We start from the raw sequence: 13,066 nt of genomic DNA on the forward strand, positions 1-13,066 counted from the left end.
TCCAAGTTCGTGCGATGATACACCTTGTCAATTAGTGATTGAACCTTTTATCCTGTGCCTTCTGCTTTCATTCGTTTCGTATCCTCCACTTGCAAGTTATGGGTCTTTCACATAAGGAACTATCCGTCCCTTGTCGCTTACTCGCGAAACTTATTCCAGTTCCGGTCTTCATAAAGCGAGCCGCCTTTCGACTCTTTTAGTTCCAGTACCAACTTGTCATGATAAGGATTAGGATCCATATCTCCTCCAAATCCTATCCACGCATCTGGGGCTACTTCACCGTCTTTATCTGTATAAGCTATTTCAAGTGGTGCTGCTGCATGCCCTGAAAACTCACAATTTTCCGATAAACAATGGTACCCTAATTTACGAACTCCGTATTTACACAAAGGGGGAACAGGATTGACTGGATATTGGTTACCTATCCCGTAGAGACAGTGTAGCTCCACAATGAGATGTGCAAATGCCACTTATTTAACAGCCCACTTTCTCGATAAACATTCATGGAAATTAATTCTTTCCCCCGTTCGTATTATGAGGTCAACAGATCTTATATTGCCGTCAGTAGGCAGGACAATTCAAGAACAATAAAAAAGCCACCTGAAAAGGTGGCTTGCACTCAAAAAGAGTGCAAAAGTATAGATAGGTGTGGGGAGTCCTGTCCTGAACCTGTAGGTTTGAATAGTTTAATTTCATACCGGATACCTACCAAATTACCTTCAGCTGACTGATCTCTAACCTACTAATTCTTCATAATAGGAATGCTGCCTGTTACTTCAACAAGCAACGGCAACCCGTCGTGTGACCGGCTGCCGTCGTGTCGTGGTACTATCGTCCCCGTTTAGTTCAATCAGGCGAGCTCAATTCAGCTTCTCAATATCCACACTGATTACAGTCATTGACTTAGCACATAATGTTTAATGCAGAGACAGTCAAGCCGCGGCTGCACGTCTTGCTCCACAACCCGACACCTTCGCAGTCACGGAGCATGCGCCGTTTGCAGCGACGTGACTGCGAGGGTGCTATTCCTGCGTCTCCTTGGTTGGATGCGTCGGTTCAGACGCTCACTCGGTAGTGAAGATGAACAACGCCGCTTCGGAAGTGGCGCGCACCGAGCAGCTCGAGCCGCGTGCGGAAGTTGTCCGGCAATGCTCGTTTACCTCCACCCAAGACGATAGGATTAAGAAGCAGATGACACTCGTCAATGAGTCCCGCATTCATCGCCTGCCCAGCAAGCTCGGCGCCGCTAATCGTAATGTCAGCTCCTGAGGACTCCTTCAGTCGCTGGATCGCATCAGGATTGAATTCGCGCTCGATCCTCGTCCTGGCGCTTGAAACCGTCTGAAGCGTCCGGGAATACACGATCTTCTCAGCCGCTTGCCAGATCTGCGCGAATTCCCGCCGCATTACATCCGGTTGATCGCCGCTGATGCTTGCCGTCTCCCAGTACACCATCGTCTCGTACTGTCGACGCCCGTAAAGGTAGGCGCCAATCGGCCGCTGAAAGTCGTTCCAGAACGCATACGTCTCGTCATCGGAAATGCCCCACTCGAAATTGCCATGCTCGTCCTCAATATACCCGTCCAAAGATACGTTAGCAGCGTAGATCAGTTTAGCCATTAAAATATCGCCCTCCAATAGTTTGACCGTGTCGAACTGAATCTTCACCGAATGAACTTCATCCTTTTAACTAATAGACAAACGAGAGATAATAAAATCATCGAATTCCACGATTTTTTTATCGCGAAGGAATATTCCTGTCAGATTGTAGGTCTAAGTAATGGAAGCCTATCCGAGGAAAATTCCATTCCTCTGACTATTCGCGAAGAAGATTGAACTATCCTGCCATTCGTATTATGAGATCAACCATTTCTTTCTGGTTGATCCATTTTGCATTTGCTTCGAGGATTAGTGTAGCCGGGTCGAACGTACCTGCCCGTGGGACTTGATCCCGAGCGCTATAAAGTTCACCCCTACTTGTCATGACCATGATTAAGGCTGGTTGGGACATAGATCCCGTATCACATGCGATGCTGTGGAGCGACAAGGAGGTTCATAGGGGCTACCGGTAAATCTATTTCAAGGAGAGATAAAATGAACCCTGTTATAGGACTAGACATTTCTAAAGAAGAAAGCCACGGACAAGCTTTCTTAGATCGAGGAAAACCATACCGAGGAGTATTCCATTTCGAACATACTCGGATGGTCTCGAGATATTGCTTCAAGTTATTCATGACATTGAACATGAATCGGGGCATCGACCTACAATGATTCTGGAAGCAACCGGGCACTATCAAAGCCCTGTTGTTCAATTTCTAGAAGAGCATCACTATTTATTTATCTATATCAATCCACTCATTTCTAATCGGCTTCGAAAAACCAATCTTCGTAAAGTGAAAACGGATGCTGCTGACGCTTATCTTCTGGGCGAGTTTTACTATAGGGAGGAATTCGAACCATTCAAAAAAAGAGGTGTGCAACTGCTTAATATGCGTTATCTGACGCGACAACACGAGTCCTTCTCTAAGATGTGCGTGTGCAGACAAAGCTGCAATTCCAAGCCGTTCTGGATCAGGTTTTCCCGGCATACAAAGGTGTTTTCGGGGCTATTTGGCTACTAAGATTGATGAGTATGATTTAATCCAGTCGATTCCCGGTATTCGCCCTAAAATGGCTGCAACAATTTTAGCGGAAATTGGAGAACTCGACAGGTTTGATCATCCAAAGAAACTGGTTGCCTTTGCAGGAATAGACCCAATCGTTTTTGCTTCAGGCAAGTTTACAGCAACACGTAATCGAATCACCAAACGTGGTTCCAGGCAGCTTAGATACGCACTAGTTATGGCGGTACAGTGTGGCCTAATCCGTTCTCGCAACACGCGGATTAAAGAGTTTTACGAACGCAAAAGAGCTGAAGGAAAACCTCACAATGTGGCTCTAGTGGCGTGTGCAAATAAGTTAGTTCATTGGTTGTATGCCATTTTAAAAAGTAAGGAATCATTCCGTCCAGCATAACAAAACAATGATGGTTTAACCTTCCAATACAACTCAAATTGGAGGGTTGTTTGGCATGCTTATTAATCAATATAACACAAGTTCTCGAGTTGTTTTGCTTGTAATGTTGACAAGCTATTAGTTGGTATCGTATTAAAGTTCAACTAATCTTATACCATAGCTTTCAACAGACAGGACCATTCAAGAGCAATAAAAAAGCCACCTGAAAAGGTGGCTTGCACTCGTTCTGAGTGCAAAAGTTTAGATAGAAGTAGAGAGTCCTTTCCTAAACCTGTAGGTTTTTATGAAATGATACCTTCTCTCAATCCCAGTTCTTTTCTCTGTGTCCTTGTAATCAGAGCAAGGATATCCTGCTGTGAAACTTCTACCTTACAAAAGTAACCTTTAATTTGCTTTACCTGTTAATACAAGCCTAATGGATTTATTAATATGATGGGAAACTCTTTTGCCTAACTAAACACTGTTTATTAACCTCAAGTGCTTCATTGGAAAAGGAACCCACCAAAACAGGAAAATAAATACGCTTTCAAATGAAAATTATCCAATTATACTTAACTTGCTTGATAATCCAAACCAATGAAATGGAGATGAAAAGATGAACAATGAATGGATTCAACTATCAAACCGCAGGTTATTTCTCCCGCTTCGCAGTCTTGTATTAATCGCAGTATTGTTATCCCTGGTCATGTTTCACGTTAAGATCGCTCCAGCTAACGCACTCGCGGGGGAAACAAATATGCATGATCCAAGCGTCATTAAGGTGGGGAGCTGTTATTATGCGTTTTCTACCGGTCTCTATATTGGCATAAAGGCAACGAAAACTTGCGATTCCACAGGTACAACCAGTTGGCAAAGCGTAGGAACGATATTCAGCACCATTCCTGCTTGGATTATTGCTAGACTTGGCTCCAACCCGGGAAATCTATGGGCTCCGGATATCAACTACTTTAATGGAAAGTACTATCTGTATTATGGAGCTTCTATATGGGGTACGAATACGGCTACGATGGGACTAGCGACAGCGACGAACATTGAAGGGCCGTGGACGGATCAGGGAGAAGTAACGAACGTCAATTACCCCATTGACCCTAACGTAGTCTGGAGCTCAGACAACGTTCCATATATAACGTGGGGATCTTGGACGGGGAATGGCATTAATATGCATGTTCTCGATGGAACGACCGGCAAGCTGTCAACAACAAACAACAATCTATGGAATATTGCAACAGGCATCGAGAATTCATCTATCATTTATAACAACGGATACTATTACATGTTCGGTTCCAAGGGCAGCTGTTGTTCTGGTGTTAACAGCACCTATTACACCGTCGTAGGCCGCTCTGCAACGATTACCGGACCTTATCTGGATGAGAGTGGCGTTAATATGGTCAACGGAGGCGGTACGAGAATTATGTCCGGAGCAGGCACGGAGGTTGCAGCCGGCGGTGCTGATCCATTCAATGACGGGGGGAGCACTCGTCTTGCCTATCATTACTATGACGCGAATCGTGCTGGCTTGGAATCGTTGAACATACGAACGGTACATTTCGGTGACTCCCCGCGAACCGGGGCAGCGAATTGGCTCTATGTGAGTGCTCCCATTTATGCGCCTATCACGGGTGCAACGGTGACGGCCAGCAGCAGTGCCGATGTAGGAGGTTGGCTAAAACCGAATGTTGTTGACGGACAGGAGCAATCGACAAGCAGTACGATGGGCTGGAGCAGCAACAACAGCCTATCGTCTAATCATACAGAATGGGTACAGCTTGATTTCGGTCTAAATAAAAAAATAACCCAAATTCAACTATTTCCTCGAACAGACGGCGCGAATACCGGCTACGGATTCCCAATCGACTTTACTATTCAGTTATCTGCAGATGGGACCAACTGGTCCACTGTACTTACCAAGTCGGCAACACCTCTTCCTACCGGCATTCAAATCTATGATTTTAATGCGACAACTGCCCGTTATGTCAAAATAAACGCGACAAGTCTGAGAGCCAATCCCAATGATCTGAACCATTATCGGATGCAGCTTGCTGAGATTAAAACATTCGGCAGCAACACAGGCAATTTGTCGGAGCTTAAACCTGTCACTGCCAGCAGCTCCTATGAAGGAAGCGATTGGTTTACACATCGGGTAAATGATGGGCAGAAAGGTGCGGTCAGTGGCTCCCGAGGTTGGTCTAGCAATAATCTATTAACTCAAAACCATACAGAATTCATTAAAGTAGACACAGGTGCAATACAATCCATCAGCACAGTGAACTTGTATCCTAGAAATGATGCATTACAAGTGGGAAATGGGTTTCCCATCGATTTCACGATTCAGATCTCGTCCGATAACGTCAATTGGAGCACGGTTGTGACTCGAACGAATTATGCGAAGCCGGGAAATGCCGTACAGAGCTTCGGCTTCGCCTCACAATCCGCTAGATACGTGAAGGTTACAGGTACGAGTCTAAGACTGAACCCAACAGAATCTAATTATTACCGCATGCAGCTTGCAGAGATAGAAATATATTAGTTTGCGGGTAACGTATACTTAGGCCGAAAAGCTGCACGCTTGGGGCCTAGCCCAAACACACAGGACAAAGAAACACTCCGGCGCATATGGCTCCGGAGTGTTTCTTTGTCCTTTTCTACAGATCAAACATTCAACTTTTAGTTTAACGTAAACTTATAGCTGCCGGAACCAAGATCTTGAATCCAAATGGATTTATCCTGCCGTTGAACGTCAAACTCTCCGCTATCAGATGACAACTGCTCATTGCCTATTGCGGGCATACCGATATCTGCGGTTGTCCCGATAGGTATTTGAACTTCGAGATGCAAGCCCTCGTCATTGCGGTAATACCTCATGCTTATAACTCCGAAAGAACTGGTTATCTGTCCTTCTGCTTTTTCCACTGTCTGCATGAAAGCAGGCGCGATGACCATTTTCTTATAACCCGGCTCTGTCATTCTGATCCCTAATACGTAACTCGTAAGCCATTCTTTCACATGTCCCATCATGGCGTGATTTCTCGAACGCACCATAGTGCCAAGCCAAAGCTCTTCATAATTCCAATATTCTGGCAATGTAGTGAGGTTTTTGTCGACAAAATACTTATAACTTGGCTGTGTGTCATTCATGACCATTTTATAGACGACATCATTTTTCCCATATCGCCCTAATGAAGCAAATACTTGCTTCAAGCCTACTTCTCCCGATGACAAATGATAATCTCTTATTTCGACTGCTTCCTGAAGCTTTTCAATAGAGCTTTCCCTATTCTCCTCTAGAACAATTTCACTAAAAAGAACACATCCGTAGCTAGCTTGGCTCCCATTCCCATAACTCCTGCTCTCGGCCTGGTAACATTCCAGATGGCTATGAAATCGCTCACGTACTTCTGCAGCTATGGATAAATAATGATTTACGTCTTCCTGATGTTCGGTTAGTTCTGCAATGCTAGCCATCGTCTTCAACAAATAATAATAAGCGCAGTTCTCTACCAGCACTTTCGGCGTTGCCTCATTTAATTGCCCCCAGTCTCCCATCTGGGCATAATCGCTTAGAAGCCCGTCTATTGTCTGGGCTTGTAAGTAAGACATATATATATTCATGGTGGCATATGCGTTCTTCAATACGGTAGAATCCCCGTAGACCTGATAATATTCCCATGGGGTAAGAATACACGCACCGCTCCAGTTAGGGTCTCTATGCAAGCCGACGATACGATGGTATTCAGGCGCAATGGCAGGAATATATCCGATTCCTTCGGGATCACCGTTGACAAGGTCGGTACTGTCGGTTTGTGAATCGATTATATCTCTCGCGATTTTGGGAATCCATGTGCGGATATCATACCCGGCTGAGATGGAACGAAACATCAAATGCGAGGTTTCAAGCCAACCTAATTTCTCGATTTGAGGGCAGTCCGTGAAAGAGAAGAACATGTTGCTTTCAATGGAACGTTCCGTTATTTCATTAATTTGATTCAACGCTTCATTCGAAGTTTCGAATGCTCCGGTTTTCTTATTGGCGACACGCAGTACGCAGCAATTGAAATTTGCAACGGTTGCTTCGCCTATGAATCCAGAAACTTCAACGTACTGGAATCCTTGATAACAAAACAGCGGATGCCAGCCTTCGTTTCCTGTTCCTTTTACCGTATAACTGTTCGCAATGCTGCAGTGATATTTCTCCGACCAGCTCTGCGTACATGAAGACTGATCTACGCCGGACCCATCATCGAACAGCATTTCGGCCGGCAGCATCTTAATGGTCGTTCCTCTATCCTTTTCTGTCATCCCCTGCAGGACCAATTCCGGGAAACCGGATACATTCCTTCCCATATCGACAAGGAAATTGCCGTTTTCTAGTTTGGTTACGGACGCAGCGGGGAATTTCTCCAGCATCCTGACCGGATTGAACTCCTTGCCCTTTAATTTGCCTAGCGGCTGCCCCATTACTGCTGCGCTGCTCCAACTATTGCGATCTGCTCCGGGCATATCCCATCCGGCTATTTCCGCTGTCGCATCATAGTCCTCGCCGCCATACCAGTTGTTGAAGGTAATGGGACTGTCTGTTAGCTTCCAGCTGCCATCCGTTGCCGCGACATATTTCACTTCTCCGTCTGCATACGTAATTTCAATCTGCGCGATTACTTTTTTATCGCCATACAGCCCTTTTCTTACATAGCCGCCGTCGTTTTTCTGATAACGATGCTCCGGAGCTTCCGTGTGATCATCAAGCACCATAACAGGATTGACCAGAAAATTCACGTACTGCCCATTGCCAATAATGATTCCGATTGCGTTGCAGCCATCATGCAGCTGATCCCGAATATCGTAGGTCGCGTAATAAACGGTTTTCGAATAGTCGCTTTCGCCAGGATTAAAAAAAGTATCATCCAGCCGTTCGCCGTTAATGCTGGCATGGAACAATCCTAATCCACTCATGTAAGCTCGGGCCTTTACGATACGATCAACGTTGCCGACATTGAAATCAAATGCCACTTGGGGAGCTGCTGACTTGTTGCATGCCGTATGGTCGCCTTGTCCGATCCAGCGTGCTATCCAATCATTATCATCCAAAAGCCCCATTTCCCATGAATGGATTTGACTCCATCCTGAATCTATGTCACTCCTATCCCACACCTTCACTTTCCAGAATACTTCCTGTCTTGAAGCAAGAGGAATGCCGTCATATCCGATAGCAAAATTCTTTTCATTCCATACTTTTCCTGAATCCCATACATCTGCAATATCGCTCTGTAATAATGCAACCGTAGAAGACACTATCACACGATAGGCAGTTTGATACTGGTTTTTTTCGTCTGATTCAAGCGTGTAGCTCAGAATGGGGCGTTTGCTGTCAACTCCTATTGGGTTGAGCAAATACTGTGTCAATAGATTGCTAATTTTCATTGTCATGGTAATAACTCCCTTAGATTGCTATGGTTAATAGCGACAGCCTTGGACTGATTTCAAGCAGCCAACGCTGTCGCTGGAATAATTATCCTTTAACTGCTCCGCCTACAATCCCTTTAATGAATTGTTTCTGCAGCAATAGAAACGTAATCACTAGCGGAAGCGCGCCGAGCACGATTGCGGAGAAAATCATCGCCCAGTTACTGTTATATTGTCCGGTAAAGCTGAATATGGCCATTGGAATCGTTCGATTTTCCCTTGCTTGCAGGTAGAGTAGCGGAATCAAAAAATCATTCCAAATCGTTAGGCTATTCGTTATAATGACCGAAGCCGTAACCGGCTTCATCAACGGAAATACGATAGTGAGAAAAGTGCGCAGCGGGCCGCATCCGTCAATTAACGCCGATTCCTCCAATTCCTTCGGCACGCCTTTCAGAAATCCGGTGTATAGAAAGACGGAAAAGGGAATCGTTATCGCGATATAGATTAGAATGACGCCTTGATGCGTATTAATGAGGTCGAGCATTTTAAGCAGCTTATATAATGGAATCATGCTCAGCGGAAACGGAATCATAATCCCAGCGATGAAAAAAAGGAAGAACGAGCCTGTAAGCCTAGATTTCACTCTCGCGATCGGATAAGCAGCAAAAGCGCTTACGATAACAACACCGATGAGTGATAAAGCGGTTATAAGCAAGCTGTTTCCAAAGGCAGACAGCATATGGGCTGTTTGCCACGCTTCCGCGAAATTGCTCCACATCCAATCCTTCGGCCAAGAGAAAGTGCTTTCCAGCATTTCTTTCGGTGATTTCACCGTTACGGAGACGAGAATGAGAAGCGGAATAAGCACGATAAGCGCCCAGATCAGCAATAAGGTGGAGACTACGAATTTACTGGTTACGGATTTCTTCATTATGCCTCTAGCTCCCTTCTGCGAAGAATACGGAGCTGGAAGATGGAAATGATGAGAATGATCAAGAACATGACGATGGCAATCGCCGTTCCGTAACCCATTTCGTTGAAATTAAACGCTTTTTTATATAAAAGAATGGCTAGCGACTCTGTAGCCGTTCCTGGACCGCCTTTTGTCATGACGTAGATAATGTCGAAAACTTTAAAACTACCGATGATCGATATCAATATATTTACGGTAAATGCCGGAGCTATGAGCGGAAATGTTATTTTCACAAATCGACTCCAATTGCTCGCTCCGTCTATATCGGCCGCCTCGTACAAATCGCCGGGAATCGCCTGCAGCCCGGCAAGGTAAATAATCATCGAAAGCCCCATCCATTGCCAGATATTTGTAAATACTACGCTATACATCGACCACTTCGGATCTCCGAGCCAATCCTGTGCCCAATTTTCCAGTCCAATGTTTTGGAGTGCCATATTAATGACCCCTTGAACGGGATTGTACAAATAACTCCAGACATACCCGATAGCAAGAGCGCTGAGCAGTGCAGGAATTAAATACACAACGCGCAAAAACCGTTTTACCCAGCTTGATCCATCAACTAGTACAGCAAGAAGCAAAGAAAGAACATTTTGAATAACGGTAACCAGCACAGCAAATACGATCGTATTCTTGAGCGCGATCCACACCTCTGAATCATGAATAAGCGCTTGGTAATTGTTAATGCCAACAAAATTATATTTGGGATTCAGCCCATTCCAATCGGTAAAGCTGAAATAGAAGCTGCCAAGCATAGGAACCATGACGAAAAGGCTGTAAACGATAAATGCAGGCAGCATGAACAACAGTTGTAGTCTTCGTTTTTGCATTCTCTATCCCTCTAATCCTATGAGAGCCAGGCGGGAGAATCCCGCCTGACTCCCTTTGATTTGTCTAAAGCATCGCCTAGTCTGCTTTTTTCGCAGCAAACACTTTGTCCATTTCCTTTAGCATGTTGTCGATCGGGTAAGATTTGCCTCCGTCTACCAACACCTGCTGAATGCCGGTGAACATCGTATCTTGAACGCCAGAAGGCCAATTCTGATCAAGGAAATTATGCGTTCCCACGTTCAAATATGGAATCAGTTCTTTAAGCGTCTCATCCAAATCCGGATTCACGTCCGTAAATACCGGGAAAGCTTTCGCCTGCTTGAGCAGCATCTCATTATTTTCCTTCTCTGCCCAAAAGTCGATATATTTCTTCACTTCTTCAGGATGCTCCGTGTTTGCTGATGCTCCGATACCAAGTGCGATAGCGGATGATACGAATACTTTCTCACCGGCTTTTGCATAAGGCAGCGGGAACATACCGAGCTCGACATCAGGATTTACTGCTAGAATCGCTGGCAATGCCCAGTTCCCCATTACCATCATGCTTGCTTTGTCAGTAGCCATTAATTGAACCATTTGATCGTAGTTGGTACCCAAAATTCCTTTGTTGAAGTAGCCTTTGTCATCTAATGAAATATAATCCTCCATCATTTGATTCCATGCCGATCCGGCGAATGTGGCATTTCCGTCATACATTTGCTGATCGAAATCCGGATTGTCGCGATATATCGCAGACGGCGCCATCGCATAGGGAATAATTTGTGTCACCCATAAATCTTTATTGCCGATAGCTAGAGGCGTGATGTCGGCAGCTTTAATCTGCTCACAAAGCGCCAGGAATTCATCCCAGGTTTTTGGAATGGAAAGTCCCATATCCGCAAAAATCTTTTTGTTATAGATAACTCCGATTGCATTCTGATCGAGCGGCAGCGCATACACCTTGCCATCCATGCTCTCCATCTCTCTGGCGCCTTCCTGGAGGCGTGAAACCCATGGCCTGTCGGACAAATCCATCAAGTAGCCCGCTTCTACGAATGGTACTTTCCAAGTACCGGGAGCTACACCCACAATATCAGGTGCATCGCCGGAGGCGAAGCGCGTCTTGATCAATGTCTGATATTGATCGACCGGTGCGTTCTCGTACTCTATCGTAATATTCGGATATTTTTCATGAAACTTTTTATTGATTTCTTTCAGCGTAGGACCCGCTTCTGCTTCCATAAAGTGAAGCATCTTCAGCGTAACCGGCTTGGCTTCGGAATCCGCAATCGTTGTGCTTGGACTTGCTTCCTCTCCGCTTGATGAATTTGTCGAATTGTTGTTGCCGCATGCAGTTAGAACGATGGATAGAAGCATAATAATTGAGATTGCAGAGCCTATCATTCTCTTTCTTGCCAACATCTCATGACCCCCTAAATGATTATCGCTTACATGAATAGTGTAGCTTGAATCGTTAATGGGAAACACCGAGTCATTTTCCAAAAAAGGTAGGTTCATTTTCTAATCCCCATAAAAAATGCCCCTGCAGATTTCTCTACGGGACATCTTTCATGCTTGCTCTATTTAGTTTATACGCCAAATCCAATTCGCTCAGCGCCTTATCGATGGTATAGCCTTCAACGTCCACCATCAGTTTTTGAATGATGCGGAATAATGTATCTTGTACGGCAGGCGGCCAGTTCTGGTCAAGAAAGGGATAGGTGCCTACCTGAAAAGCAGGCTCAAGCTCCTTCTGCGCCGGATCGATGGAAGGCAAGACATCTTTGAATACCGAATAAGACTTCGTTTTTTCCAGAAACAGGGCATTAATGTCCGGTCTGCTCCAAAAATCGATGTACTTCCTTGCTTCATCCGGATATGCGGTTGAACTGGATGCACCAAGTCCTATGCTAACACCGGATGAAAGCCATACAGAGCTATCCCCATTGACATAAGGGAGTGGAAACATCCCGATTTCCGCATCCGGGTTCGTTAAAGCGATGGGACCAAGAGCCCAGTTGCCCATAACCATCATAGCCGTTTGGCCGGTTGCCAGCATTTGCACCATTTGATCGTAGGTCACGCCTAATATGCCTTCATTAAAATAACCTTTTTTACTTAAATCGATATAATTTGCAAGCATCTCGCGCCATGGGGATGTCGAGAAATTTGCCTTCCCTCCATACATGTCACGATCAAAGTCCGGATCATCCCGGTAGATGGTCGACGGCGCCATCGCGTATGGAATGACTTGCGTCACCCACTGGTCTTTTATTCCAAGAGAAATCGGAATACGGCCATCTTGCTTTATTCGTTCGCATAACGATAAGAAAGCGTCCCAGTTGCTTGGCGTTGTCAGACCTTTTTCTCTAAAATATTTCTTATCGTACAATACACCAATTGCATTACGGTTAACGGGCATCGCGTACAGCTTTCCGCCGGTGGACATCACCGCCTTTGCATGGTCCAGCAGCCTGCTCGCCCAACTGCCTCCGCTAAGATCCAGCAAATACCCCGCCTCGGCAAAAGGCTCTTGCCACGTACCTGGGAATACTCCGAGAATATCCGGAGCCCCGCCAGCAACGAAACGGCTCCGGATAATGCTCTGATATTGGTCTACAGGCGCATATTCGACCTGAATCGTGATATTCGGATACTCCTTATGGAACCGATCATTGATTTCCGATACAACCGGGCTCGCTTCCGTGCCGATCCAATGCAGCATATGAAGCGTAATCCGATGTTCTGCCACCAAAGTGCTAGCTACAGTCTCATCGCTTTTTGTTTGGCAGCCAATGCCGAATACCGCTAAGCAAACGATCATGATTATGGTCAAGCCAACTGTCTCACTCGTTCGCATATGATCCC

Annotated in this window: 8 protein-coding genes and 1 pseudogene; 2 read left to right on the plus strand and 7 right to left on the minus strand. The window is 45.4% G+C overall.

Annotation, left to right across the window (positions count from 1 at the left end; all coding sequences use genetic code 11):
- Positions 1–137: 137 nt before the first annotated feature.
- Both AC0YN3_RS25060 and AC0YN3_RS25065 read right to left on the minus strand, forming a co-directional pair.
- Entirely contained in the window at positions 138–470 is a 333-nt protein-coding gene (locus AC0YN3_RS25060) for a hypothetical protein (protein WP_475777653.1), read from the minus strand.
- A 586-nt stretch (positions 471–1,056) separates the two neighbouring features.
- A complete protein-coding gene (locus AC0YN3_RS25065) occupies positions 1,057–1,668 on the minus strand; it encodes a dihydrofolate reductase family protein (RefSeq protein WP_475777654.1) in 612 nt (203 codons plus the stop codon).
- Between the two features lie 426 nt (positions 1,669–2,094).
- On the opposite strand from AC0YN3_RS25065, the pseudogene AC0YN3_RS25070 reads away from it, so the two are divergent.
- Positions 2,095–3,015: pseudogene (locus tag AC0YN3_RS25070) on the plus strand (IS110 family transposase).
- A 595-nt stretch (positions 3,016–3,610) separates the two neighbouring features.
- Complete coding sequence (locus tag AC0YN3_RS25075) at positions 3,611–5,542, plus strand: family 43 glycosylhydrolase (protein WP_475777655.1); 1,932 nt, start codon at positions 3,611–3,613, stop codon at positions 5,540–5,542.
- Between the two features lie 137 nt (positions 5,543–5,679).
- On the opposite strand, the gene AC0YN3_RS25080 is transcribed toward AC0YN3_RS25075, so the two are convergent.
- From AC0YN3_RS25080 to AC0YN3_RS25100, 5 genes are all read right to left on the minus strand, one after another.
- Complete coding sequence (locus tag AC0YN3_RS25080) at positions 5,680–8,436, minus strand: family 78 glycoside hydrolase catalytic domain (RefSeq protein ID WP_475777656.1); 2,757 nt, start codon at positions 8,434–8,436, stop codon at positions 5,680–5,682.
- Between the two features lie 82 nt (positions 8,437–8,518).
- Positions 8,519–9,346, minus strand: coding sequence for a carbohydrate ABC transporter permease (locus AC0YN3_RS25085; RefSeq protein ID WP_475777657.1), 828 nt, complete (start codon positions 9,344–9,346; stop codon positions 8,519–8,521).
- The gene (locus AC0YN3_RS25090; RefSeq protein ID WP_475777658.1) at positions 9,346–10,218 is read right to left on the minus strand and encodes a carbohydrate ABC transporter permease; all 873 of its coding nucleotides are present in this window, start codon (positions 10,216–10,218) and stop codon (positions 9,346–9,348) included. Before AC0YN3_RS25090 ends, AC0YN3_RS25085 begins: the two co-directional genes overlap by 1 nt.
- Positions 10,219–10,294: 76 nt before the next feature.
- The gene (locus tag AC0YN3_RS25095) at positions 10,295–11,620 is read right to left on the minus strand and encodes an ABC transporter substrate-binding protein (protein WP_475777659.1); all 1,326 of its coding nucleotides are present in this window, start codon (positions 11,618–11,620) and stop codon (positions 10,295–10,297) included.
- 133 nt (positions 11,621–11,753) lie between these two features.
- The gene (locus AC0YN3_RS25100; RefSeq protein WP_475777660.1) at positions 11,754–13,058 is read right to left on the minus strand and encodes an ABC transporter substrate-binding protein; all 1,305 of its coding nucleotides are present in this window, start codon (positions 13,056–13,058) and stop codon (positions 11,754–11,756) included.
- Positions 13,059–13,066: the final 8 nt, after the last annotated feature.

The organism is Paenibacillus sp. J22R232, assembly GCF_056269165.1.